The 24744-nt window shown below is 56.1% G+C and carries 22 protein-coding genes; 5 read left to right on the top strand and 17 right to left on the bottom strand.

Annotated features, from left to right (window positions below):
* Positions 1-18 precede the first annotated feature (18 nt).
* Complete coding sequence (locus tag IEV29_RS14270) at positions 19-867, top strand: sulfurtransferase (protein WP_188381995.1); 849 nt, start codon at positions 19-21, stop codon at positions 865-867.
* Between the two features lie 347 nt (positions 868-1214).
* Here IEV29_RS14270 and IEV29_RS14265 read toward each other — a convergent pair whose 3' ends face one another.
* The 3 genes from IEV29_RS14265 to polA form a co-directional block, all read right to left on the bottom strand.
* On the bottom strand, positions 1215-1949 hold the full coding sequence (locus tag IEV29_RS14265) for a ZIP family metal transporter (RefSeq protein ID WP_229726425.1): 735 nt from the start codon (positions 1947-1949) through the stop codon (positions 1215-1217).
* A 186-nt stretch (positions 1950-2135) separates the two neighbouring features.
* Entirely contained in the window at positions 2136-3017 is an 882-nt protein-coding gene (locus IEV29_RS14260) for a dienelactone hydrolase family protein (protein WP_188381994.1), read from the bottom strand.
* A 60-nt stretch (positions 3018-3077) separates the two neighbouring features.
* Complete coding sequence (polA, locus tag IEV29_RS14255; RefSeq protein WP_188381993.1) at positions 3078-5834, bottom strand: DNA polymerase I; 2757 nt, start codon at positions 5832-5834, stop codon at positions 3078-3080.
* 329 nt (positions 5835-6163) lie between these two features.
* Here polA and IEV29_RS14250 point away from each other — a divergent pair, with 329 nt between their 5' ends.
* The 3 genes from IEV29_RS14250 (at position 6164) to IEV29_RS14240 (ending at position 8386) form a co-directional block, all read left to right on the top strand.
* Positions 6164-6562: a DUF2782 domain-containing protein gene (locus IEV29_RS14250; RefSeq protein WP_188381992.1), complete on the top strand. Its 399-nt coding sequence runs from the start codon at positions 6164-6166 to the stop codon at positions 6560-6562.
* An 80-nt stretch (positions 6563-6642) separates the two neighbouring features.
* Complete coding sequence (locus tag IEV29_RS14245; RefSeq protein WP_188381991.1) at positions 6643-7608, top strand: homoserine kinase; 966 nt, start codon at positions 6643-6645, stop codon at positions 7606-7608.
* A 4-nt stretch (positions 7609-7612) separates the two neighbouring features.
* A complete protein-coding gene (locus IEV29_RS14240) occupies positions 7613-8386 on the top strand; it encodes a BPSS1780 family membrane protein (protein WP_188381990.1) in 774 nt (257 codons plus the stop codon).
* Between the two features lie 63 nt (positions 8387-8449).
* On the opposite strand, the gene IEV29_RS14235 is transcribed toward IEV29_RS14240, so the two are convergent.
* The 4 genes from IEV29_RS14235 to thiS form a co-directional block, all read right to left on the bottom strand.
* Entirely contained in the window at positions 8450-10732 is a 2283-nt protein-coding gene (locus IEV29_RS14235; protein WP_188381989.1) for a UvrD-helicase domain-containing protein, read from the bottom strand.
* 145 nt (positions 10733-10877) lie between these two features.
* Complete coding sequence (gene thiE / locus IEV29_RS14230; RefSeq protein WP_188381988.1) at positions 10878-11513, bottom strand: thiamine phosphate synthase; 636 nt, start codon at positions 11511-11513, stop codon at positions 10878-10880.
* Positions 11514-11542: 29 nt separating this feature from the next.
* The gene (locus tag IEV29_RS14225) at positions 11543-12334 is read right to left on the bottom strand and encodes a thiazole synthase (RefSeq protein ID WP_188381987.1); all 792 of its coding nucleotides are present in this window, start codon (positions 12332-12334) and stop codon (positions 11543-11545) included.
* Between the two features lie 138 nt (positions 12335-12472).
* Positions 12473-12676, bottom strand: a complete 204-nt coding sequence (gene thiS, locus IEV29_RS14220) for a sulfur carrier protein ThiS (RefSeq protein WP_188381986.1) — start codon at positions 12674-12676, stop codon at positions 12473-12475.
* A gap of 263 nt (positions 12677-12939) precedes the next feature.
* Here thiS and IEV29_RS14215 point away from each other — a divergent pair, with 263 nt between their 5' ends.
* The gene (locus IEV29_RS14215; RefSeq protein ID WP_188381985.1) at positions 12940-15831 is read left to right on the top strand and encodes a valine--tRNA ligase; all 2892 of its coding nucleotides are present in this window, start codon (positions 12940-12942) and stop codon (positions 15829-15831) included.
* Between the two features lie 122 nt (positions 15832-15953).
* Here IEV29_RS14215 and IEV29_RS14210 read toward each other — a convergent pair whose 3' ends face one another.
* The 10 genes from IEV29_RS14210 to dusB all read right to left on the bottom strand — a co-directional run bounded on the left by IEV29_RS14210 (position 15954) and on the right by dusB (position 24634).
* Positions 15954-16568, bottom strand: coding sequence for a hypothetical protein (locus IEV29_RS14210; RefSeq protein ID WP_188381984.1), 615 nt, complete (start codon positions 16566-16568; stop codon positions 15954-15956).
* 183 nt (positions 16569-16751) lie between these two features.
* On the bottom strand, positions 16752-17504 hold the full coding sequence (locus tag IEV29_RS14205) for an endonuclease/exonuclease/phosphatase family protein (protein WP_188381983.1): 753 nt from the start codon (positions 17502-17504) through the stop codon (positions 16752-16754).
* Between the two features lie 183 nt (positions 17505-17687).
* Entirely contained in the window at positions 17688-18530 is an 843-nt protein-coding gene (locus IEV29_RS14200) for a 2-keto-4-pentenoate hydratase (RefSeq protein ID WP_188381982.1), read from the bottom strand.
* A gap of 195 nt (positions 18531-18725) precedes the next feature.
* Entirely contained in the window at positions 18726-19175 is a 450-nt protein-coding gene (locus tag IEV29_RS14195) for a YaiI/YqxD family protein (protein ID WP_188382160.1), read from the bottom strand.
* 45 nt (positions 19176-19220) lie between these two features.
* Positions 19221-20279 (bottom strand): Holliday junction branch migration DNA helicase RuvB, encoded by a 1059-nt coding sequence (ruvB, locus tag IEV29_RS14190; RefSeq protein ID WP_188381981.1) that lies wholly within the window; start codon positions 20277-20279, stop codon positions 19221-19223.
* A 142-nt stretch (positions 20280-20421) separates the two neighbouring features.
* Entirely contained in the window at positions 20422-20997 is a 576-nt protein-coding gene (gene ruvA / locus IEV29_RS14185; RefSeq protein ID WP_188381980.1) for a Holliday junction branch migration protein RuvA, read from the bottom strand.
* 58 nt (positions 20998-21055) lie between these two features.
* Positions 21056-21598: a crossover junction endodeoxyribonuclease RuvC gene (ruvC, locus tag IEV29_RS14180; protein ID WP_188381979.1), complete on the bottom strand. Its 543-nt coding sequence runs from the start codon at positions 21596-21598 to the stop codon at positions 21056-21058.
* 25 nt (positions 21599-21623) lie between these two features.
* Complete coding sequence (gene purH / locus IEV29_RS14175) at positions 21624-23189, bottom strand: bifunctional phosphoribosylaminoimidazolecarboxamide formyltransferase/IMP cyclohydrolase (protein WP_188381978.1); 1566 nt, start codon at positions 23187-23189, stop codon at positions 21624-21626.
* 120 nt (positions 23190-23309) lie between these two features.
* Positions 23310-23543, bottom strand: coding sequence for a Fis family transcriptional regulator (locus IEV29_RS14170; RefSeq protein WP_188381977.1), 234 nt, complete (start codon positions 23541-23543; stop codon positions 23310-23312).
* 74 nt (positions 23544-23617) lie between these two features.
* Positions 23618-24634 carry a tRNA dihydrouridine synthase DusB gene (gene dusB, locus IEV29_RS14165; protein ID WP_188381976.1) on the bottom strand — a complete coding sequence of 339 codons (1017 nt, stop codon included), beginning with the start codon at positions 24632-24634 and terminating at the stop codon, positions 23618-23620.
* Between the last annotated feature and the right edge of the window lie 110 nt (positions 24635-24744).

The following is a 24744-nucleotide window of genomic DNA, read 5'->3' as shown; positions in this document are numbered from 1 at the left end:
GCACGAAAAGGAAATGCCATGACCTTCAGCACATTGGTTTCTGCACAAACCCTGTCGGACCATTTGTCCGACCCGAACTGGATTGTCATCGACTGTCGTCACGATCTTGCCAATCCGGAGGCCGGTCAGGCCGCCTACGCACAAGGCCACATTCCGGAAGCACGCTTTGCCCATCTGGATCGCGATCTGGCCGGACCTACCGTTGCAGCCGATGGCAGTTTCCGCGGCCGCCACCCACTACCAGACCGTACCGACTTTCTTGCCACGCTGCGTCAATGGGGCATCAACGAGCACACGCAAGTCGTGGTTTACGACGCCCACGGCGGCATGTTTGCAGCACGCTTGTGGTGGATGCTGCGCTGGGTCGGCCATCAGGCGGCAGCCTTACTGGATGGCGGATTGCAAGCATGGCAGTCACTTGATCTGCCGCTTTCCACCGACACGCCTGTCGTTGTCAAAATCGGCAACATTCAGGAACGGTCAGCCCTGACCAAACAACTCAGCGTGGAAGACGTGTTACGCAATCTGAAAGAACAAGGCAAGGCGCTGATCGATGCCCGTTCACCAGATCGTTTCCGCGGCGAGAACGAAACCATCGATCCGGTCGGCGGCCATATTCCTGGCGCCGGCAATCGCTTCTTCAAAGACAACCTGACTGCAGACGGCCGCTTTAAAACCAGCGAGCAATTGCTGCAGGAATGGCAGGCAATTATCGATGAGCCTAGCGAAGCCGTCATGCAATGCGGCTCCGGCGTGACCGCCTGCCACAACCTGCTCGCCCTGGAAATCGCCGGCCTGCATGGCGCAGCGTTGTACCCGGGATCATGGAGTGAATGGTGCTCCGATCCGAAACGTCCGGTCGCCTAATAGTTGCAAACTCACCCACCGGCAATGCCGCAGGCGAGCCGGATCGCATGACCCGCTTTGACGATGCCATTGAAGCGAAGGAAAAAATGGAAAAAGGAGTGAGCGTTGTCTGAGCGTAGCGAGTTTCGCTCACTTCCCATTTTTGTCTTTGCTTCAATGGGAACTCGAAGGGCAGCGTCAGTGCGGTCGCCTTTCTTTGCCTACTTTCTTTGGCGAAGCAAAGAAAGTAGGTAGCTGCCGGGCTACCCCGGCAAGGCCCCATGAAGAAACGACGGAATCAATAAAAAACCGCTTGGCACTATCCTGTGCACAAGCGGCTATTTTCCCAACTTGCATCGCAAACCACTTCAATGCGCGTGCGAATGCCCCGTCAAGAACAACACAATCCCCACACCCAGCGCGATCAGAATGACCTGTGGAATCGTTTCCTTGATCGAAGCACGACGCTGCATCTGCGGCATCAAATCACTGAGCGCAATATAGATAAAACCCGACGAGGCAAACACCAACACGTAAGGAATCCATTCTTTTGCATCGTCGAGCGTAAAGTATCCCAGCAAGCCACCCAGTACTGCCGTCATACCGGAAATGATGTTGTAGGCAAAGGCACGCGTACGCGTAAAACCCGCATTCAGCAACACGATAAAGTCGCCAATCTCCTGCGGAATCTCGTGCGCGATGATCGCCAGACCGGTCATGATGCCCAGATGCGGATCAGCCAGAAATGCTGCCGCGATCAGAATGCCGTCCGTGAAATTGTGCAGGCTGTCACCCACCAAGATCATCCAGCCAGCCGTACCTGCCTCGTGTTTGTCGTGACCGTGATGATGACCGTGACCATCATGCTCGTGATGGTGCGAGTGGCGCAGAATCGCGCATTTTTCCAACAGGAAGAAACCCAGCAAACCGCCGAGCAGGACCGCAAACAGCGTATGTGCATCGGCTTCGGATTCAAACGCTTCCGGCAAGGCATGCAGCAGTGACGTCGCCAGCAGAATCCCGACCGACAGGCTGACCATGCGATCGACGATCTTGGACAGCAGCGAGAACGAAAACAGCGCTGCCGCAGAAATGCTGAGCACGCCGGAAATGGCTGTCGTCAGCAGGATGGAAACGAGGGTGGAGTTAATTTGAATCTCGAGTATTGCAACCGGGTTGCAAATTAGAACACAACGCGCCTTTTCCAGCAATAAAAACCGCGACAGCCTTGCGGTCTGTCGCGGCGATGCGCCAATGGCGCAATGTTCATGCAATTCTGTCAGTACAGATCAGACGCCATTGGCCTTGAACCAAGTCAGGCAATGCTGCCAGCCTTCTTTTGCATCGGCTTCGACATAGCTTGGACGGTAATCGGCATGGAACGCGTGACCGGCATCCTTGAACAGGATGAACTCCGAACCACTCTTTCCACGCTTGAGTGCATCCTGCATTTCCACCACGGTCGTCACCGGAATGCCCGTATCCTTGCCGCCATACAAACCCAGCACCGGCGCTTTCAGTGAAGCCGCGATATCGACCGGATGCGTCGGTTGCAAGGCCGTCTTGCTCCCGACCAGGCGGCCATACCAAGCGACACCGGCCTTGACCTGCGGGTTGTGTGCCGCGTACAGCCACGTAATACGACCACCCCAGCAAAACCCGGTGATGCCCAGTCTTGCCGTGTTACCGCCATTCGCCTTGGCCCACGCCACGATCGCGTCCAGATCACTCATCACCTGCGCATCCGGCACCTTGGAAATCAGCTCCTTCTGCAACTCGGCAATCGACGGGTACTTGGTCGGATCGCCCTGACGCACAAACAGATCCGGCGCCAGTGCCAGATATCCCTGCCTCGCAAAACGACGTGTGACATCGGCAATGTATTCATGTACGCCGAAGATTTCGGAGATCACCAGAATCACTGGCAGATTTTTCTTGCCGGCTGGCTGCGCGCGATAGACCGGCACTTCCTGACCGTTGATCGTGACGTGTATCGTGCCCGCAGTCAGTCCGTCGGCATCAGTCTTAACAACACTTTGCGCACAGACCGGCAGCACGGCAGCGGCGAATCCTGTGCCCAGCGTCGTCTTCAGAAAACCGCGACGATTCACCTCATCCGATAACGCACTCTTGCCAACCAGACTGTCAAAATCTTCCTTCATGTTTTCCATGCGACCTCCGTAAGAATCAAAACAAGGATGAGAGAAAATGTTTCGTGAGCGGTTCTTTGACTAGTGGGCCTCGTCCCAGTTCTTGCCGATACCGACTTCGGCCAGCAAAGGCACTTTAAGTTGCGCCACCCCTGCCATCAGCGCAGGTAACTGTTCGCGCACCAGTACCAGTTCATTCTCTGGCACTTCCAGCACCAGTTCATCGTGCACCTGCATGATCATTTTCGATTGCAGCTTTTCCGTTTCCAGCCAGTTCTGTACAGCGATCATCGACAGCTTGATCAGATCGGCAGCGGTACCCTGCATCGGCGCATTGATCGCCGCACGTTCCGCCCCTTGTCGACGCGGGCCATTCGGTGAATTGATTTCCGGCAGCCATAGACGGCGACCAAAGACGGTCTGCACATAACCACGCGCCTTGGCTTCGAGTCGCGTTTCGTCCATATAACGCTTGACGCCGGCAAAACGTGCAAAGTAACGCTCGATGTAGTTCTGCGCCGCCGCACGCTCGATTCCCAGATTGCCTGCCAGACCAAACGCGCTCATGCCGTAGATCAGGCCGAAATTGATCACCTTGGCGTAGCGACGCTGCTCGCTTTCCACCGCGGCCGTTTCCACGCCAAAAATCTCTGCTGCCGTTGCACGGTGAATGTCTTCGCCTTCGGCAAACGCACGCAACATGTTCTCGTCTTCCGAGATGTGCGCCATGATGCGCAACTCGATTTGCGAATAGTCGGCCGACACGATCACGCTGCCTTCCGGCGCAACAAACGCTTCGCGAATGCGACGACCTTCCGCAGTACGGATCGGGATGTTCTGCAGATTCGGATCGTTGGATGCCAGACGGCCTGTGACTGCCACCGCCTGCGCATAGTTGGTGTGCACCCGGCCAGTACGGGCATTGATCATCTTCGGTAGCTTGTCGGTGTAGGTCGACTTCAGTTTCGACAAACCCCGATAGTCAAGCAACACCTTCGGCAACGGGTAATCTTCCGCCAGCTTTTGCAGCACTTCTTCATCGGTCGATGGCGCGCCGGATGGCGTTTTTTTCACGACCGGCAGTTGCAAACGCTCGAAGAAAATTTCACCAATCTGTTTGGGCGAATTGAGATTGAAAGGCTGGCCTGCCAGTTCGTAGGCATTCTTTTCGATCTCGAGCATGCGTTTGCCAAGCTCGTTCGATTGCGTGTTGAGACGATCCGGATCGATCAGGACGCCATTGCGCTCGATCTTCTGCAACACGACCGCCGTCGGCAATTCGATCTCGCGATAGATATGCGCCATGCCCGTATCTTCTTCCACCTGCGGCAGCATGCGCTGATGCAATTGCAAGGTGATGTCAGCATCTTCTGCTGCGTATTCGGTTGCCTTGTCGATTGCCACTTCATCAAAACCGATTTGCGATGCCCCCTTGCCGCAGACATCGGTATAGCTGATGGTTTTGCGATTAAGGTGACGCAGTGCCAGACTATCCATGTCATGACTGCGGTGCGACTCGAACACGTAAGACTCGAGCAGTGTGTCGTGTTCAATCCCGCGTAACGTAATGCCGTGATTCGCAAACACATGGCTGTCGTACTTGAGGTTTTGGCCGACCTTCGGTTTGCCTGCATCTTCCAGCCAGCCGCGCATTTTTTCGAGCACCAGTTCGCGCGACAACTGGGCTGGTGCATCCTGATAATGATGGGCAACCGGGATGTAGCATGCCACGCCCGGTTCGCAGCACAGCGAGATACCGACGAGCTGCGCCTGCATCGGCTCCAGCGATGTAGTTTCCGTATCGACCGATGTCAACGCAGCCGCATCGATCTTCGCAATCCAGCGCTCGAGGTCAGCCTCCGTCAACACCGTTTCGTATTGACGCGGCACATCGGCAGGCGGCGTATCAAACAAACCGCCCTGCGGCGCACCTGCCGGCGCTGTCTTTGCGCTCTGGTCGGAAGCAGGCAATTCGGCTTCCCCAGTCAGTTCGCGCAACCAGGTCTTGAAGCCCATCTTCTTGAAGAAGGCGATCATTGCCTCGCGGTCTTCCGGCTTTTGCGCCAGCGTATCGCAGATGGATTGCATGTGCGCCGACAAATCGCAATCCGTCTTGACCGTGATCAGCACCTTCGCCTTTGGCAGCCAGTCGAGCGCATTGCGCAGATTCTGGCCGACGACACCCTTGATTTCATCCGCGTGCTCTACGATGCCATCCAGTGTGCCGTACTGCGTGAGCATCTTGACGGCCGTCTTTGGCCCCACCTTGTCCACGCCCGGCACGTTGTCGACGGTATCGCCGATCAGTGTCAGGTAGTCGACGATCAATTCAGGCGGCACGCCAAATTTGGCAACCACGCCTTCAATGTCGAGCTTTTCATTACTCATGGTGTTGACGAGGGTGACCTGACGATTGACCAGTTGCGCCAGGTCCTTGTCGCCCGTCGATACCACCACGCTCATGCCCTGCTTTTCTGCCTCGACCGCAAGCGTACCGATCACATCGTCGGCCTCGATACCTTCGACCATCAGAATCGGCCAGCCCATGGCGCGCACGACTTCGTGAATCGGTTCGATCTGACGCGACAGGTCATCAGGCATGGATGCGCGTTGCGCCTTGTACTCCGGATACAGATCGTCACGGAAGGTTTTGCCCTTGGCGTCGAAGACGCATGCCATGCAGGCACTCGGATAATCCTTTCGCAGACGACGCAGCATGTTGATCATGCCGTAGATGGCACCGGTCGGCGCGCCATCGGCATTGCGCAGATCAGGCATGGCGTGGAAAGCACGGTACAGATAGCTCGAGCCATCAACGAGAAGCAGGGTTTTATCCATAGGGAAAGATTCTGAAGAGTGGAAGGCGACATCCGCGCAGCATTCTTTTGCCACTCGGACAGCAACATCGTTACCACGATGCCTATTTGCCACAAACGATGCACGATTATCGCAGAGTTTGGCGGCGCAATTTGTCCAGATCACGCCCGTCGTTTTGCCATTGAGCCGATTGCAGCGCACGTCCATGCGGCGTGACGACATCTTTCCGACAATGCGATTGCGTTCGCTTTCCCTCTTTGCAAGGAATTTTGGTCGGGCACAAGCCGAAATGCTGGGCTACAATGAAGTCATTGCCGTATTCCCATTACCATCAGGCTCGCTCACAAATCATGCGCACATCCAAACTCTGGTCTTTTCTGGCTCTTTCGGCTGCCGTCCTGACGACACCGGTCGTCGTCCATGCTCAAGCCACTTCGCCATCCGCCAATACGCCAGCGCCACCGCAAACCATGCGTCTGGAAGAAGGTGAAGCACCGGCCGTGACCATCAACCCGCCAAGCACGGAAAAGAGCATTACCGAGAAACGTGAGCTCGGCAAGGTCAAGGAAGTGAAGGTACAGACAGGTCGTACAACCTACTATGCCAAGCCAATCGAACCGGCAGGCGCCATGCGCGGCGATGGTCAGAGTGATAATACGCAACCGGTGCAGTTCAAGGTTGGCGAATTTGGCCCACCCAAGGACAAACCTGCCGCCGAAGAGCCACAAACGCTCTACCCGAAAAAATAATCACCGCCATGCCTAAAAATAACGCACGCAAGTGCGTTATTTTTTGAGAGCATGCCCCCTTACTCTTTTCTATCCGCATCATGGCAGTCTTTACTCCGGTCACGCTGGACGATCTTTCCCAGTGGATCTCGCAATTCGATCTCGGCAAGGCCCATGCCATCAAAGGCATTTCCTCGGGTATCGAAAACACCAATTTCTTCATCACGACAGACAGTGGTGAGTATGTGCTGACCGTCTTTGAAAAACTGACGTTCGAGCAGCTGCCGTTTTATCTGAATCTGATGCGCCATCTGGCCGAACGTGGCGTCAGCGTTCCGGCTCCCATCGCCAATCACGAAGGCAGCATCATCAATGCACTGCATGGCAAGCCGGCCTCCATCGTCACCAAACTGGTTGGCGAATCGCAGCTCGCGCCCGCACCCGTGCATTGCGCGGCTGTCGGCGCCATGCTGGCGCGCATGCATCTGGCGGGCAGCAACTTCCCGATGCGGCAAGGCAATCTGCGCGGCATTCAATGGTGGAACGAAACGGCACCGACCGTACTACCTTATCTCAGCGCAGAACAGCAAGAATTGCTGACGCAGGAAATTGCAACGCAAAACGCCTATGCAGCCTCGCCTGACTACGCCGCCTTGCAACAAGGACCGATCCATGCGGATCTGTTCCGCAACAACGTCATGTTTGATGGTGAACATCTGACAGGCTTCTTCGATTTCTATTTCGCTGGCTGCGATACCTGGCTGTTCGATGTTGCCGTCACCGTCAACGACTGGTGCATCGATCTGCAAACTGGTGAACTGGATGAGGCACGCGTGCGCGCCATGCTGGACGCCTATCACGCCGTTCGTCCGTTTACAGCCGCCGAACAGGCGGCCTGGCAAACCATGTTGCGTGCCGGTGCCTTGCGCTTCTGGCTGTCGCGTCTGTATGATTTCCATCTGCCGCGCGATGCCGAAATGCTGACCCCGCATGATCCGGGCCATTTCGAACGCATTCTGAAACTGCGCATCGCGCACCCTGCACCACCGCTCTTCGGGAATCACTGACATCATGGAAAAACCAAGTGCTGCCACCGGCTGGCTCTGGGTCAAGGAAGGACTGGCCATTTTTCGCAAACAGCCGATGGAATTGCTGACGCTGTTCTTCGCCTACATGTTTGTTGTTCTGCTGGTCAGCATCATTCCGGTCATTGGCCAGATCATTCCAATGATTCTGATCCCGATTTTCTCGATGGCCTTCATGCATGCGTGTGCGTATGTGGAGCGCGGACAAAAGGTGTATCCGAATCTGCTGCTGGCCGGTTTCCGCTCGCCGTTTGTACGCAATCTGGTCAAGCTTGGCACGCTGTATCTTGTCGCCTCCATCATCGCCGTTGTGGCCTCCAGCGTGGTGGACGGCGGCACTTTCCTGCAAGCCATCACGGGTCAGCTCGAACTGGATCAGGAAACCGTGCAAGGCTCCAACATGACGCTGGCAATGATCTTTGCCGCGCTGGTCTATACGCCGGCCGCCATGGCGTTCTGGTATGCCGCGCCGCTGATTGCATGGCAGGAAATGCCGGTCGGCAAAGCCGTGTTCTACAGTTTCTTCGCCGTCAAACGTGCGGGCATGGCTTTTCTGCTCTACGGTCTGGCGTGGGTGACCATCGGCATCATCCTGCCGGTGCTGGTCAGTACGCTGCTCGGTGCCATCGTCGGCTCGCCCGGCCTGTCGCTGCTCCTTCTGATCCCGGCATCGATGATCATCACGGTCGTGATGTACTGTTCGTTCTACCCGACCTACACGCACATGTTCGGTCCGCCACCAGAACGCTTGCCGTCGTAAATAAAAAAAGCCTGCATCGTTGCAGGCTTTTTTTATTGCGTGGCTTTCACCCGGCACGCCGGATCAAGCCGATAATTTGTCGAGCTTGGCAATGCTCAGGTCCAGCAGCTTCATGCCGTGGCGCCCAAAATTGATATGCGCACGTGCACTGCTGCCACTACCTTCGATATTGACGATGACACCCTCACCGAACTTGGCATGGGCCACGGATTCGCCAATCCGCCAACCCATTGCTTGCTTGCCCATATTTTGTGCAATCTTGTTGGTGCTTTCGCCAAACGCGTTGTCCCATTCTGCCTTGGGGCTGGCGAACCAGTGATGTTGCTGCACCTTGGGTGACAGCCACTTCAGCGATGATTCCGGCATCTCGTCAAAGAAGCGCGACTTCATGTTGTAGCGCGTCTGACCATGCAACATGCGCGTCTGCGAGAAGCTGATATACAAACGACGGCGTGCACGCGTGATCGCGACATACATCAGACGGCGTTCTTCCTCGACACCGCCCTCTTCCTTCTGCGAATTTTCGTGCGGGAACAAGCCTTCTTCAAGACCCGTGATGAAGACTGCATCGAACTCCAGCCCTTTGGCGGAATGCACCGTCATCAGTTGCAAGGCATCCTGCCCGGCTTGCGCCTGGTTGTCCCCGGCTTCCAGCGAGGCGTGCGAAAGAAACGCCGACAGCGGCGACATCACCGTCACCAACGGCACATCGGCATCGATGATTTCAATGCCGTCCCCAACTACCAACGGTGTGCCTGCGCTGGCTTCGCTTTGCGGGCCAAGCCCTGCGGGCGCATCGTGACCGAATCCTTCTTCCGACACAAACAGGGACGCCGCACTGACCAGCTGCTCCAGATTTTCGATGCGATCCGCACCTTCCTTCTCATTCTGGTAGTGCGCAATCAATCCGCTCGAGTTGATGACAACGTCCACCATTTCTTTCAAGGGCAACTGCAGTGTTTCAAAACGCATGCCTTCGACCAGTTTGATGAAAGCACCGAGCGACGTGCCAGCCTTGCCGGTCACATACGGCACTGCCGCATAGAGCGAAATGCCATACTGCTTTGCCGCATCCTGCAACTGCTCGAGCGAACGTGCGCCAATACCTCGCGTCGGAAAATTCACCACACGCAAAAAGGCCGAATCGTTATGCGGGTTGTCCATCAACTGCAGATACGCAATCGCATGCTTGATCTCGGCACGCTCAAAGAAACGCTGACCGCCATAGACGCGATAGGGAATGTTGGCAGAGAACAAGGCATGCTCGATCACGCGCGACTGGGCATTGGAACGATACAGAATCGCGATCTCGTTGCGCGCACTACCTTCCGCGATCAGGCTCTTGGCTTCCTCGATGATCCATTGCGCCTCCTGCAGATCACTGGTCGCTTCGTAAATACGCACCGGCTCACCATGGCCTGCATCGGTGTGCAGATTCTTGCCAAGGCGCTTGGTGTTGTTGGCGATCAATGTATTGGCAGTGTCGAGGATATGGCCGTGCGAGCGGTAGTTCTGCTCAAGCTTGATCAGATTCTCAACCTTGAACTCGCGCTCGAAAGCGCTCATGTTGCCAACGTTCGCCCCACGGAAGGCATAGATACTCTGGTCATCGTCGCCAACAGCAAACACCGCGCCCTGCGTGCCGGCCATCAGCTTGAGCCAGTTGTATTGCAGGTTGTTCGTATCCTGAAACTCGTCGACAAGGATGTGACGAAAGCGCGCCTGATAATGCTCGCGCAGCGGCTGATTGCGTAACAACAACTCATACGTGCGCAGCAACAGTTCGGCAAAATCGACCACGCCTTCGCGCTGGCACTGCTGGTCATACAGCGCGTAGAGCTCGACCATCTTGCGGTTGTAATCATCGAACGCTTCAACGTCGTGCGCACGCAAGCCGTTGTCCTTGGCACCGTTGATGAAGTACATCAGATTGCGCGGCGGATACTTCTCGTCATCGATGTTGTTGGCCTTGAGGAGGCGCTTGATCATCGACAACTGATCCTGCGTATCCAGAATCTGAAAAGCCTGTGGCAGTGCCGCGTCACGATAATGTGCGCGCAACAAGCGATTGCACAGGCCATGGAAGGTGCCGATCCACATGCCGCGCGTATTGATCGGCATCATCGCCGACAGACGCGTCATCATCTCCTTGGCTGCCTTGTTGGTAAACGTGACAGCCAGAATCCCGGCAGGCGACACTTGCCCTGTCTGGATCAACCACGCAATACGCGTCGTCAACACACGTGTCTTGCCCGAACCGGCACCGGCAAGAATCAGGGCAGGTTGCGCAGGCAGCGTGACGGCGGCAAGTTGTTCGGGATTGAGATTGTGGAGAAGATTTTGCATCCGTGGATTATAAGCCGCGCCGCTGCCTGCCGCCCGGCTGATGCCCCATACGCGACGTTGCAACAACGATCAGGACAGAAGAAAAGATGCAGCAGAGACGATGTGGCGCGATGAAACTTCATCGCGCCACAAAGGAAGAGAAGAATTATTTGGCGAACAGCGTACCGAACGCACGCGCTGCTGCTTGCGGATCACCAGCCAGATAGATGCTGCTGATCGCGGCAACCATGTCGGCACCATTGGCAACGAGTGGCGCGGAATTTTCGCGCGTCATGCCGCCGATTACCACGCTTGGCACCGTGCCTTGCTGCTTCCAGTCAGTCACGATAGTCGCTGGCGTCGTGACCGGATACTTCTTCACCTTGGAGGGATAGAAACCGCCGAAGGCCACATAGCTGGCACCGGCCGTTTGTGCTGCATGCGCCAGTTCCAGACTGCCGTAGCACGACGAACCCAGAATCTTGTCCGGGCCGATTTGCTTGCGCACTTCTGCAACGGCCGTATCGGTACCACCAACGTGCACGCCATCCGCATCCAGACTCAGGCACAACTCGATGTAGTCATTGATGATGAACGGCACCTTGTAGCTACGTGCTAGCGCCAGCAGGCATTCCGCCTGTTCCTGACGTTGCGCTGCATCGGCAGTCTTGTGACGGTATTGCAGCAGGCTGACGCCGCCTTTCAAAGCCAGTTCGGTAATTTCCAACAGCTTGCGGGTATCGTCCCAGTCAGGGGTGACCAGATACAAACCCTTCAATGAAGATGCGTACTTGTTACTCATGGTCTCTCTTCTCTCGTTTTTATAATGTGTTACACCACGCGACCAGCCATCGGCGACGATGGCGATGCGGCAAACTTGCGTGGGATGCGGCCAGCTAAGAAGGCATTGCGACCTGCTTCAATACCGAGCTTCATCGCGTGTGCCATGCGGACCGGGTCTTTGGCACCAGCAATCGCCGTGTTCATCAGCACGCCATCACAGCCAAGTTCCATTGCGATGGCAGCATCAGATGCAGTGCCAACACCGGCATCAACGATCACGGGCACTTTCGATTGTTCGATGATGAGCGACAGGTTCCATGGGTTGAGAATACCCATGCCTGAACCAATCAGCGATGCCAAGGGCATGATAGCGGCACAGCCGATGTCTTCCAGCATGCGTGCCTGGATGGGATCGTCACTGCAGTAGACCATGACGTCAAAGCCATCCTTGACCAGCGTTTCGGCTGCTTTCAGGGTTTCCGGCATGTTTGGGAACAAGGTCTTTTCATCACCGAGCACTTCGAGCTTGCAGAGTTTGTGTCCACCGAGCAATTCACGACCGAGTTGCAGGGTGTAGACCGCATCTGCTGCGGTGTAGCAACCAGCGGAATTTGGCAGCAAGGTGAATTCAGACGGTGGCAGTGCATCGAGCAGGCTCGGTGCATTGGGGTCTTGGCCGATGTTGACGCGACGGATGGCGACGGTCACGATTTCTGCACCGCTGGCCAGACTGGCTTCGCGGGTTTCGGTCAGGTCTTTGTATTTGCCACTGCCAACCAGCAAACGCGATTTGTAGGTCTTGCCGGCAACGGTGAGTTTAGTATCTTCAAACGAGGACATGTTGATTCCTGTGTTAGCGCAATAGCCACATGCAAGCTGCGCATGCGTCATGCGATGCCGCGCACGGCAAGGCGATTAAATAAATAAAAACCGGAATTGCAGATCGGACTGTGCCGTCAATAAAGACGCCGTGCGCCCTTAACCGCCACCAATCGCGCGTACAACATCGACACGATCGGCAGGCTGCAACTGACGTTGCTGCCACTGCGCACGCGGCACGATTTCACGGTTGATGGCAACGGCCACTGCCTTGCCTGCCAGCGACAGGGAGGCAATCAGACCTTCCACATTGAGATCGGCGGCCACCTGATGTGCTGCGCCGTTCAGTTCAATTTCGATCATTACTTCGTTCCAACGAAAACTGCAAGTCAGTCTCAATGACAAGCTTCAGTGACAGAAAGACATCGCCGCATGCGCCGGATCGGCCGGCAAAGACTCGGATTTTACCCGCTTTTCACTCCATAACGCCAATGCACGCCATGGATAACCCGCATCCGATTGCGGGCTTGGCGCGGTCATGAACGCAATAATCGGCACCACAGCACAGACGGTAGCGATCGATGGTTGATCTATAATGCTCGATTCGATTCAATTCTTTAATAATCATGGAATTAGCCAAGTCTTTCGACCCTGCCGACATTGAAACTTTCTGGCGGTCCGAATGGGAAAAACGCGGATATTTCACCGCGACAACCGACGCCGACAAGCCGGCCTTCAGCATCCAGTTGCCACCGCCAAACGTCACCGGCACGCTGCACATGGGTCACGCTTTCAATCAGACCATCATGGACGGCCTGACGCGTTACTACCGCATGCGCGGCTACAACACGGCGTGGATTCCGGGCACCGACCACGCTGGCATCGCTACGCAGATCGTAGTCGAACGGCAGCTCGACGCGCAGAAAGTCTCGCGCCATGACTTGGGCCGTGAAAAATTCCTCGAAAAAGTCTGGGAGTGGAAAGAAAAGTCCGGCTCCACCATTACCGGCCAGATGCGACGTATTGGTGCCTCCGCCGACTGGAGCCGTGAATACTTCACCATGGACGCACCACGCTCCAAGGTCGTGACCGAAGTCTTCGTGCGCTTGTTTGAGCAAGGCTTGATCTATCGCGGGAAGCGTCTCGTCAACTGGGACCCTGTGCTCGGTACCGCGGTCTCCGATCTGGAAGTCGTGTCGGAAGAAGAAGATGGCCACATGTGGAACATCCGCTATCCGCTGGCCGATGGCACCAAGTACCAATTCCCGATCGCCTTTGATGAAGAAGGCAAGGCTACCGAATGGGAAGAGCGCGACTTCATCGTCGTGGCCACTACGCGCCCGGAAACCATGTTGGGCGACGTGGCCGTTGCCGTCGATCCGACCGATGAACGCTACAAGGCGCTGGTCGGCAAGCAACTCGTGCTGCCATTGTGCGGCCGCACGATTCCACTGATCGCAGACGAATATGTCGACAAGAACTTTGGTACCGGCTGCGTCAAGATCACGCCGGCGCATGACTTCAACGATTATGCGGTTGGCCAGCGTCACAATCTCGACAAGATCAGCATCCTCACGCTCGATGCAAAGATCAACGACAACGCACCTACCGCTTATCAAGGCATGGATCGCTACGTTGCGCGCAAGCAGATCGTCGCAGACCTCGACGACCAAGGCTTGCTGGAATCGGTCAAACCACACAAGCTGATGGTGCCGCGTGGTGATCGTACCAACGTCGTCATCGAACCGATGCTGACCGATCAATGGTTTGTCGCCATGAGCAAGGGCGCACCGGAGGGCACCTTCCATCCGGGCAAATCGATTGCCGAAGTCGCGCTGGACAAAGTCGCCAGCGGCGAAATCAAGTTCATCCCGGAAAACTGGGCTACCACCTACAACCAGTGGCTCAACAACATCCAGGACTGGTGCATCTCGCGTCAACTGTGGTGGGGTCATCAAATTCCGGCGTGGTACGACGATCAGGGCAACTACTACGTCGCACGCAACGAAGAAGAAGCAAAGGCAAAAGCGGCTGCAGCCGGCAACACCGGCGCACTGAAGCGCGATGACGACGTGCTCGACACCTGGTTCTCGTCGGCGCTCGTCCCATTCTCGACACTTGGCTGGCCGGAAGAAACACCAGACTTCAAAACCTTCCTGCCATCGTCAGTTCTGGTCACCGGCTTTGACATCATCTTCTTCTGGGTCGCACGCATGGTCATGATGACCACGCACTTCACCGGCAAGGTCCCGTTCGAAACCGTTTACGTGCACGGCCTCGTGCGCGATTCGAGCGGCCAGAAGATGTCCAAGTCCAAGGGCAATACGCTCGATCCGATCGACCTGATCGACGGCATCAGTGTCGATGATCTGGCTGCCAAGCGTACCGCTGGTCTGATGAATCCAAAACAGGCTGCCAGCATCGAGAAAGCCACGCGCAAGGAATTTGCCGCTGGCATTTCTGCTTATGGCACTGACGCATTGCGCTTCACGATGGCCAGCTACGCATCACTCGGTCGCAACATCAACTTTGATCTGGGTCGCGCCGAAGGCTATCGCAACTTCTGCAACAAGCTGTGGAATGCCACACGCTTCGTGCTGATGAATTGCGAAGGCCACGACTGCGGCTTCAACAATCCAAACAACTGCGCGCCCGGCGATTGCGGTCCTGACGGTTACACGCACTTCTCGCAAGCCGACTACTGGATCGTCTCGCTGCTGCAACGCGTGGAAGCCGACGTTGCCAAGGGCTTTGCCGACTACCGCTTCGACAACATCGCCTCGTCCATCTATCAGTTCGTCTGGGATGAATACTGCGACTGGTATCTGGAAGTCGCCAAGGTGCAAATCCAGACCGGCACCGAAGCACAGCAACGCGCCACACGTCGCACGCTGCTGCGCGTACTGGAAACGATCCTGCGTCTGGCACATCCGATCATTCCGTTCATCACCGAGCAACTGTGGCAGACGGTTGCACCGATGACCGGTATCAAACTCGATGCAGCAGGCAGCACCATCATGCTGCAGAAGTATCCGGAATCGCAGCCAGGCAAGATCGATGAAGCGTCCGAACAATGGATGGCCGAATTGAAGGCGCTGACCGATGCCTGCCGTAACCTGCGCGGCGAGATGCAACTGTCACCGGCACAACGCGTGCCGCTGATCGTGGAAGCAAGCGATACGCAGCGTGCGCAAGACTTTGCGCCTTACCTGCAATCACTGGCTAAACTGTCTGAAGTACAGATCGTCAGCCAGTTACCGGAATCGCCAGCACCAGTCTCCATCGTCGGCACCACCAAACTGATGCTGAAGGTCGAGATCGATATCGCTGCAGAACGCGAACGCCTGACCAAGGAAATCACGCGCCTCGAAGGCGAGATCACCAAGGCCAACGCCAAGCTGTCGAACGAGAGTTTTGTGGCGCGCGCACCGGCGCAAGTGGTGGCGCAGGAGAAGGAACGCGTGGCGAATTTCTCGGCAACACTTGATAAATTACGAGAACAGTTCGCCAAGCTGTAATCGCCGTCGCAAAAAAAACGCAGACTGAAAAGTCTGCGTTTTTTATTTCTTCCTTCGCTTTCTATACGGCCGGCAAAGATCTCGGAAGTACAGAAGCCGGTCCGAAGAACGCCTACCAGGATCTAGCGACTATCCCGCTTAGCCTGAGATCTCTTTGCTTGAGAGCGTTGATGAGCACCAATTGCGAGACCCCGTGACTGCTGGGTCAATTGGGTAGACTCAACGGCTCGAGCGGATTTGCTGACGTTCTTTTTTTGGGCCTTGGCTTCGCCCACCTTGCCTTTGGAGGCCTTGGCAGCGCGCGTTGATGCGGCCGTCCCACTCTGTTTGGCAGCTACCAATTTTTTGGCCACGGCCTTCTTCAGCATTTTGGCAGCGGGGACCTTTGAAGATGCCGCCTTCTGTGCTTTTTCGAATTCACGGTCTTCCTGTTTTTCAATTTTCGCCAAACGAGCCTCGAAGCGGGCCACAGACTCGGCGAAAATTTCCTCTTTCTCTTGCGTGCGGCGGTTGGCATTTCCTCCAGTACCCGCTTTGGAACCGCTAGCGTTGCGAATAGCAAGGCGTTGGCGACGATAGAGATCACGATACTTGTCGCGTAATTTTCGACTACGTTCCAGCTTGGAACGCAACTCAGGTTTGCTTAACTTGCCAATTTCAGACGTGCGACCAGCATCAAAAAGTGCTAACTCAGCGACTGTCAAAAGCTTTTGTGCCTGTGTGCGTTGATATGCCATCCATGACCTCCTGTAATTGCTATGCAAGAGCGATCCAGCCTAGCAGAAAAAACATTTTGAATAAGATAGATACTTAACACTTAGCGCCATTGACACTGTCGCCAATCAGTCAAATACGCGTTCACATGTTCTGATCAATCCTTTACGCTGTACGAAAAAGCAGGCGCGATCATGCTTGTTTTTTCACCCGTCGATATGCGCCACCAACGGCAAATGATCCGAAGCCACTTTCGACAATGGCGTATCGTGCACCTCAATACGAGTCAGTCGATGACGCGGACTGATCCAGATGCGATCCAGTGCAAAGATCGGCCAGCGTGAGGGGAAAGTATTGAAGGCCGGTACCGCTTCAAAATGCGAGACCAGCCAGCGCAATGGACGCCCCCAGACAAACCATTCGTTGACGTCACCCATCAAAATGACCGGCATGCGGTTGGTATCGAACTCCTGCAATAGTCGCTTGATCTGATCGCGGCGTTCTGCCGGACGCAAACCCAGATGCACGGCGATGATGCGCAGCGGATGACCGTGACAGTCGAGATCGGCATCGAGTGCACCACGCGGCTCGCGACGACCGAACGAAAGGTCGATGGTGCGCGTGCACGTGATCGGATAGCGACTCAACACCAGATTGCCGTAACGACGATCGGCACGATCCTCGGTTGGGCCTTCGACCATGTGAAAGCCGGTTGCTTGCTTGAGAACAGCCGCCACACTTTCACGACGGCTGTCACCAAGTGGCACTTCCTGCAATGCAATGACATCGGCATTGATTTCCTTGAGCACGGCAGCGATACGCAAGGGATCGAAGCGTCCGTCGGTACCGACTGCGCTATGGATGTTGTAGGTTGCAACCGTCAATGGCCATGGATTGACGTCAACTGCGGGTGGTACCGGACATGCCTGTGTCTGAACCTCTGCCTGCTTTTCGCTCATCGTCCCCTGCTCCTCTGCTTCGCCATGCTGAAAGCGTGTTTGTTACAGGGATTGATTGCCGGATGGAACGAAGGTTCCGGCGTCTGCGCGTCGACGGTAAGGAACATGACTTATTCATCGCGACGGCAAACAAAAAAGCGACCAGAGGGTCGCCTTTGTTCTGAACTGCAGCAGATCGATAACCTAGATCAGCGACAAGGTCATGCCGGGCAAGGTTACACCGGAAAACGCGGTGGACCAGGTTTGACCAGCCTTGATTGGATGCGCATCGGTCAGGGTACCGGTGGCGATCAGTTCGCCAGCCTGCAGCGGCGCAAACTGCGGTTGCGTCTTCAACGTCTGATGCAACTGCCAGACAGCGTGCACGGGACTATCGAGCACATTGCTGCCGAAGCCGGCACTCTGCAGCGTGAATTCTGCACCTTCGCTATACGACAACGAGACGCTGGCGGCGGTCAGAATGTCGGCCAGATGGCGGCGCGTGGCGGACGACAGCACATGCGGCTCGCCGATAATCAGCGTGCCATGCAGGCCAAAGGCGGCAATCGCATCGGCGGCATCAAATTTCCAGTCCGGAAACGGACAGGCCACCAGTTCAAAGCCGTGCGCCATCCATTCGATGCAGTCGGCAATCTCTTCCAGCGTGGCATCGGGCGATGGCGCGGTGCCGAGCTTGAAGACAATTTCCGGCTCGATACGCGGTTGCACGGCACCGGCCAGGCTTTGCACACCGCTGTTATCTTCGGCAAAGCGCACGGTGTCGTCGTACATGTAGGACCACATCGGCGCGCTGATTGGTTCGCGCTCGCCGTAGTTGGCCCAGATGCGGCGATTGGTAAAGCCGATCTTGCGGCCGATTGGCGTCTCGCCCTGCGCAATGCGAATATCCATGATGCATTTGGCAATGTCGTAGGCGTCGGCAATCGACAGCTCGGTATCGCGGCTGATGCAGGGGATTTCCTGCGATTTGGCGCGGGCTTCGAGTAACTGGTGTGCATAGCGGTTGGCTTGTGTAGACATCAGCATAGGGAGCTCGCGCAAGGAAGTGAGGGGGAATCGCCGTCGTGCTTATTATTGGTTTTGCTGCAATACGCATATTTGCGACGCAACATTTTTACACAGGCTTGGAATCCTGCAAAGCCGCAAACGTTCGCCGAAATGACGTTGCAGTTGAAATATTTTCACCAGGAAAATGATGGCGATCGCCATCACACACCAGATTCAGCGTTTCTTTTTTGCAAGAAAGCGGTCGAGCTGATTGGCAAAGGCACGGGTATCGGCCTGACTGAAAGCGGCCGGACCACCCGTTTCAACGCCGCTGCTGCGTAATTCCTCCATGAAACTACGCATGCGCAGCATTTGTTGGATATTGTCTTTAGTATAAAACTCGCCGCGCGGATTGAGGGCGTGGCCGCCTTTTTCCAGCACATCGGCCGCCAGCGGAATATCACCGGTAATGACCAGATCGCCCGCTTGCGATAAGCGGACAATTTCATTATCGGCAACATCGAAACCGGCCGGCACCTGAATCGCATGGATAAAACGGGATGGCGGTGTGCGCAGCAGCTTGTTCGCGACCAGCGTAACGTGCAGGTGCAACCGATCCGCGACACGAAACAGTACGTCCTTGATGACCGACGGACAGGCATCGGCATCCACCCAGATCTGCATGCCGAATTCGTCTTGTTTTACCGAATCATTCAAGACAGGGAGTACTCACTGACCATTCCACAGATCGCCGTTTGGCTGCGATTGCGGTGCGGTGACGCCAAAGTGCGCATAGGCAACCGGCGTGGCAATCCGGCCACGTGGCGTGCGCTGCAGAAAGCCTTGCTGGATCAGATAGGGTTCGAGCACGTCTTCGATGGTGTCGCGCTCTTCACCGATTGCAGCCGCCAAATTGTCGAGACCGACCGGACCGCCGTTGAATTTGAACAGGATCGCTTCCAGCAGTTTGCGATCCATCAGATCGAAACCGACCGGATCGACATCCAGCATCACCAGCGCCGCATTGGCCATTTCCTTGGTGATGCGGCCGTTACCCTTGACCTCGGCATAGTCACGCACACGACGCAACAGACGGTTGGCAATACGCGGCGTGCCACGACTGCGGCGCGCGATTTCGAACGCACCTTCGTCATCAATGGTGGCATTGAGCAGGGATGAACTGCGGGTGACGATCTTGGCCAGTTCGAGCGGCGTGTAGAACTCCAGTCGCGCCACGATGCCAAAACGATCGCGCAGGGGATTGGTCAGCATGCCGGCGCGCGTAGTGGCGCCGACCAGCGTGAACGGCTGCAGATCCAGCCGCACCGAGCGTGCCGCCGGACCTTCACCGATCATGATGTCGATCTGGTAGTCCTCCAGCGCCGGATAGAGGATCTCTTCAACGACTGGCGACAGGCGATGAATCTCGTCGATGAACAAAACGTCATTGGCTTCGAGATTGGTCAGCAGCGCTGCCAGATCACCGGCACGCTCCAGCACCGGACCGGAGGTCTGGCGCAGGTTGACGCCCATCTCGCGCGCGATGATGTGTGCGAGCGTGGTCTTGCCCAAACCCGGCGGACCGAACAGCAATGTGTGATCGAGTGCTTCGCGACGCTGCCGCGCTGCGGCGATGAAAATCTCGAGCTGGCCACGCGCTTTTTCCTGCCCGACATATTCGTCGAGTTGTTTGGGGCGCAGCGCGCGTTCGATCGCCTCTTCATTGGAAGAAGCCGGTGTCGCGGCAATGATGCGTTGTTCGCTGAAGTCGTCGGTTTGGATGCTCATATTTGCATTGTAGCTTGGCAGCGGAGGATAAATCGAAACGATAACTGCGTTGCTTCACCTTGCCGTGCTTTCGCACCGTCTACGGCTTTGCGCCTTGCTCTCGGTCCGATTTCTCGTCCGCTTATCTTTTCAGATCGCGCCATCAGCCTTTCGACAAGGCTTTCAGGGCCAGCTTGATGCCATCCGACACGCTACTGCCTGCCGGCACCTGCTTCATCGCCAGCACGGCTTCCTTGTCGGAGTAACCGAGTGCGAGCAAGGCATTGAGCACATCCGACGAGGCATCGCTGGCAACCGCTCCGCCGGCACCGATATCGGCACCCAGCTTGCCCTTCAGTTCCAGCAGCAAGCGCTCAGCCGTCTTCTTGCCGATACCCGGCACCTTGGTCAGACGACCGGCCTCCTGCAAGGTGATGGCTTGCGACAGATCACCAACCGACATGCCGGACAAAATCGACAGCGCCGTGCGTGCACCGATGCCGCTGATCTTGATGAGTTCCTTAAACACATGACGCTCTTCGGTCGAACCGAAACCAAACAGAATTTGCGCATCTTCGCGCACGACAAAATGCGTCAACAAGACGACCTTTTCGCCCACGCCTGGCAAGTTGTAGAAAGTACTCATCGGCACATTTACTTCATAGCCAACACCATTGCAATCGACGATCAGTTGCGGGGGATTTTTTTCGAGAAGAATGCCGGAGAGACGACCAATCATCGTGACGACCTTGCGAATGAAAAACCAAACATGAAATCGCTTACCGCGATCACTGACCTTACCCGATCAAGCGACCACCGCGTACGCGCAAACCCTTTTTTGCCAGCTCTGGCGCCAATGTACTCAACGCCTTGAGCGAATCGCCGCTGTGTGCGTGGCAGATGGCCACACCCAATGCATCGGCCGCATCGGTACCGGGCATACCGGATAACTGAAGCAACCGCTGCACCATATCCTGTACCTGTGCTTTTTGCGCCTTGCCATGACCGACGACTGCCTGCTTGACTTGCAGCGCCGTGTATTCCGCCACCAGCAGATCGGCACCCACCAGCGCACAGATGGCGGCACCACGCGCCTGCCCCAGCAAGAGCGTCGATTGCGGATTGACGTTGACGAACACCTTTTCGATCGCCGCACAGTCGGGACGATAGGTCGCAATGATTTCTGACACGCTGCCGAGGATGGTCTTCAGCCGTTGCGGCAGATCGGCATCCGGCGTCTTGATGGTGCCGGATGCGATGTAGGCGAGTTTGTTACCCTGCTTTTCGATCACGCCAAATCCCGTCGTACGCAGACCGGGATCGATGCCGAGAATTTTCATGCGGGCGCGATCGTCAGGAACGAAATCAGTGACGGAAGTGACGCGTGCCGGTCAGCAGCATGACGATGCCATGCTCATCGGCAGCATCGATGACTTCCTGATCGCGCATCGAACCACCCGGATGAATGACCGAGGTTGCGCCGGCTTCGACGACGACATCCAGACCATCACGGAACGGGAAGAACGCATCCGACGCCACTGCGGTACCAACCAGCGAGAGACCCGCATTCTGCGCCTTGATCGACGCGATACGTGCGGAATCGATACGGCTCATCTGTCCCGCACCGACACCCATCGTCATGCCATTGGCGCAGAACACGATCGCGTTCGACTTGACGAACTTGGCGACGCGCCAGGCAAACATCAGATCCTGCAACTGCTGTGGCGAGGGTTGTTTCTTGCTGACGACCTTGAGTTCGGACAACAGCACATTTCTGGCGTCCGGCGATTGCACCAGCAGACCGCCGCCGACACGTTTGAAGTCATAGTTGTTGGTTGCCGTACCGAGCGGGATTTCCAGCAAACGCACATTCTGCTTGTTCGCAAAAACCTTCTTCGCCTGCTCACTGAAGGACGGTGCAATCAAGACCTCAACAAACTGCTTGGCAACCGCTTCCGCCGCGTTGCCGTCGAGTTCGCGGTTGAAGGCAATGATGCCGCCGAATGCCGAGGTCGGATCGGTTTGCAATGCCTTGCTGTATGCCTCGAACGGGCTGATGCCAACGGCCACACCGCACGGATTGGCATGCTTGATGATGACGCAGGCAGCTTCGTCAAACGTCTTGACGCATTCCCACGCGGCGTCGGCATCGGCAATGTTGTTGAACGACAGTTCCTTGCCCTGCAGTTGCGTGTAATTGGCAAGCGCGCCTTCCTGCGGATTGGCTTCGCGATAGAAGGCTGCAGACTGATGCGGGTTTTCACCGTAGCGCATTTCCTGCACTTTGTCGTAATGCAGGTTCAGCGTGGCTGGATATGCACTGCGCGTGGTATGCAGTTTGTCTGCGCCGAGCGAAGTGAAGTAGTTGGTGATGGCACCATCGTATTGCGCCGTGTGCGCAAACACTTTTTTTGCCAGCGTGAACTTGGTTTCGTAGGTGACGGTACCGTTATGCGTCTGCATTTCGGACAGCACTTGCGCATAGTCGCTCGGATCGCAGATCACCGTCACATCGCGATGATTCTTGGCAGATGAACGCAGCATGGCCGGGCCGCCGATGTCGATGTTTTCGATGGCGTCTTCCAGCGAGCATTCTTCACGTGCCACGGTTTGCTGAAACGGATACAGATTGACCACGACCATATCGATGGTTGGAATCGTATGTGTTTCCAGCGCCGATACATGGCTGGCAAAGTCGCGACGCGCCAGAATGCCCCCGTGAATTTTTGGATGCAGGGTTTTTACACGACCATCGAGCATCTCGGGAAAGCCGGTGTAATCGGCCACTTCCGTCACCTTGATGCCATTGTCGGCCAGCAGTTTGGCCGTGCCGCCGGTGGACAGGATGTTCACGCCCATGCCAGCGAGTGCGCGTGCAAAATCGAGAACGCCGGTCTTATCGGAAACGGAAATGAGAGCTTGTTTGATCATGATGATAAAAACTTGAAGAGGATGAATAACGCAAAGGTACGCAACCGTTAAAACGAATCAGCAACGAGCCCTTGCGTTATCCCTTTCTGCTTTCTTGCAGAAAGAGATCAGACTTTGTGCTTACAGCAGATCGTGCTGTTGCAGCTTTTTGCGCAAGGTGTTGCGATTGATGCCCAGCATGTCGGCAGCGTGCGACTGGTTGCCTTCGGCGCGTGCCATGACTGCTTCCAGAATAGGACGCTCTACCGTGAATACAACCATTTCATACACATTGGATGGCGTCTGCTCGCCCAGATCCCGGAAATACTTTTCCAGGCTTTTCTTGACGACGTCTTGGATGTTGTCTTTGCTCATGAGGATGTCATACGTGGGGCGTTGAACCACCGGGTTATTGTTGTCAGCAGCGCAAGTCGGGCGTCAACCCTCGTTCAGGCTGCCAGTTTTTCTTCGGCAGGACGGTATTGTACCCGTTCGCCATGCACCAACTGCGATTCGAAAAAGGCATCGACTGCCGCCAGTTGTGCCGCGCAATCCTCCAGACGATTCATGCTGCGACGGAATTCTTCCCCGCCCATCAGGTTCTGTACATACCAGCCGATATGCTTGCGCGCCGTGCGCACGCCAAGGTAATCGCCATAGAAAGCGTAATGCGCACGCAGATGTTCATCCATCAGCGCGCGCACTTCACTGATCAGTGGCGATGGCAGATGCGTACCGGTGCGCAGGTAGTGATCGATCTCGCGGAAGATCCATGGACGTCCTTGCGCGGCACGACCAACCATGATGGCATCGGCACCGGTTGCGTCGAGCACGAAACGGGCTTTCTCCGGCGTATCGATATCGCCATTCGCAACGACGGGAATCGACACGGCAGCCTTGACTGCCGCAATCGTCTCGTACTCGGCATCACCACTGTAGCCATCGGCACGCGTACGGCCGTGCAAGGTCAGCATTGCGATGCCACTGTCCTCGGCCATGCGTGCGATCTGCATGGCGTTCTTGTGCGCACGATCCCAGCCGGTACGAAACTTGAGCGTAACCGGCACATCGACGGCTGACACGACTGCCTGCAGAATTTCGGCGACCAGGCTTTCATGCTGCAGCAAGGCGGAACCGCACCATGCGTTGCAGACCTTCTTGACCGGGCAACCCATGTTGATGTCGATGATCTGCGCGCCACGTGCCACATTGAACTTCGCACATTCGGCCAGCATGGATGGATCGGCACCGGCGATCTGTACGGCCTTCGGTTCCATCTCGCCATCGTGATTGGTGCGACGCGACGATTTTTCCGTCGCCCACAACTTGGGATTGGATGCCGCCATTTCCGATACCGCATAACCCGCACCCAGTTGCTTGCACAACTGACGGAACGGACGATCGGTCACGCCAGCCATGGGCGCGACAAATACATTGTTCACAAGGGAATAGGGACCGAGATTCACGGTGCGGCAGTACAGTGGGGGAAACCGCTATTTTAGCCGCTTCAGGCTTGCGCGATCAGCAGAAAGACGACAAACCAACAAAGATTCCGCACGAAAAATTGCAGGAATGA

The sequence above is a fragment of the Oxalicibacterium faecigallinarum genome, assembly GCF_014635705.1.
Taxonomy (GTDB): Bacteria; Pseudomonadota; Gammaproteobacteria; order Burkholderiales; family Burkholderiaceae_D; genus Oxalicibacterium; species Oxalicibacterium faecigallinarum.
Note: the sequence above shows the minus strand (reverse complement) of the source record. Positions and strands in the feature narration are given on the sequence as shown.

What these genes read in the sequence shown, in the direction of transcription:
- IEV29_RS14245 (WP_188381991.1), top strand. Translation starts at nt 6,643, where the DNA reads ATGGCAGTCTTTACTCCGGTCACGCTGGACGATCTTTCCCAGTGGATC.
- IEV29_RS14250 (WP_188381992.1), top strand. Translation starts at nt 6,164, where the DNA reads ATGCGCACATCCAAACTCTGGTCTTTTCTGGCTCTTTCGGCTGCCGTC.
- thiS (WP_188381986.1), bottom strand. Translation starts at nt 12,676, where the DNA reads ATGATCGAAATTGAACTGAACGGCGCAGCACATCAGGTGGCCGCCGAT.
- purH (WP_188381978.1), bottom strand. Translation starts at nt 23,189, where the DNA reads ATGATCAAACAAGCTCTCATTTCCGTTTCCGATAAGACCGGCGTTCTC.
- IEV29_RS14225 (WP_188381987.1), bottom strand. Translation starts at nt 12,334, where the DNA reads ATGTCCTCGTTTGAAGATACTAAACTCACCGTTGCCGGCAAGACCTAC.
- IEV29_RS14240 (WP_188381990.1), top strand. Translation starts at nt 7,613, where the DNA reads ATGGAAAAACCAAGTGCTGCCACCGGCTGGCTCTGGGTCAAGGAAGGA.
- IEV29_RS14215 (WP_188381985.1), top strand. Translation starts at nt 12,940, where the DNA reads ATGGAATTAGCCAAGTCTTTCGACCCTGCCGACATTGAAACTTTCTGG.
- IEV29_RS14235 (WP_188381989.1), bottom strand. Translation starts at nt 10,732, where the DNA reads ATGCAAAATCTTCTCCACAATCTCAATCCCGAACAACTTGCCGCCGTC.
- IEV29_RS14270 (WP_188381995.1), top strand. Translation starts at nt 19, where the DNA reads ATGACCTTCAGCACATTGGTTTCTGCACAAACCCTGTCGGACCATTTG.
- IEV29_RS14170 (WP_188381977.1), bottom strand. Translation starts at nt 23,543, where the DNA reads ATGAGCAAAGACAACATCCAAGACGTCGTCAAGAAAAGCCTGGAAAAG.
- ruvC (WP_188381979.1), bottom strand. Translation starts at nt 21,598, where the DNA reads ATGAAAATTCTCGGCATCGATCCCGGTCTGCGTACGACGGGATTTGGC.
- thiE (WP_188381988.1), bottom strand. Translation starts at nt 11,513, where the DNA reads ATGAGTAACAAGTACGCATCTTCATTGAAGGGTTTGTATCTGGTCACC.
- IEV29_RS14210 (WP_188381984.1), bottom strand. Translation starts at nt 16,568, where the DNA reads ATGGCATATCAACGCACACAGGCACAAAAGCTTTTGACAGTCGCTGAG.
- IEV29_RS14200 (WP_188381982.1), bottom strand. Translation starts at nt 18,530, where the DNA reads ATGCTGATGTCTACACAAGCCAACCGCTATGCACACCAGTTACTCGAA.
- polA (WP_188381993.1), bottom strand. Translation starts at nt 5,834, where the DNA reads ATGGATAAAACCCTGCTTCTCGTTGATGGCTCGAGCTATCTGTACCGT.
- ruvA (WP_188381980.1), bottom strand. Translation starts at nt 20,997, where the DNA reads ATGATTGGTCGTCTCTCCGGCATTCTTCTCGAAAAAAATCCCCCGCAA.
- ruvB (WP_188381981.1), bottom strand. Translation starts at nt 20,279, where the DNA reads ATGAGCATCCAAACCGACGACTTCAGCGAACAACGCATCATTGCCGCG.
- IEV29_RS14195 (WP_188382160.1), bottom strand. Translation starts at nt 19,175, where the DNA reads ATGCAGATCTGGGTGGATGCCGATGCCTGTCCGTCGGTCATCAAGGAC.
- IEV29_RS14260 (WP_188381994.1), bottom strand. Translation starts at nt 3,017, where the DNA reads ATGGAAAACATGAAGGAAGATTTTGACAGTCTGGTTGGCAAGAGTGCG.
- IEV29_RS14205 (WP_188381983.1), bottom strand. Translation starts at nt 17,504, where the DNA reads ATGAGCGAAAAGCAGGCAGAGGTTCAGACACAGGCATGTCCGGTACCA.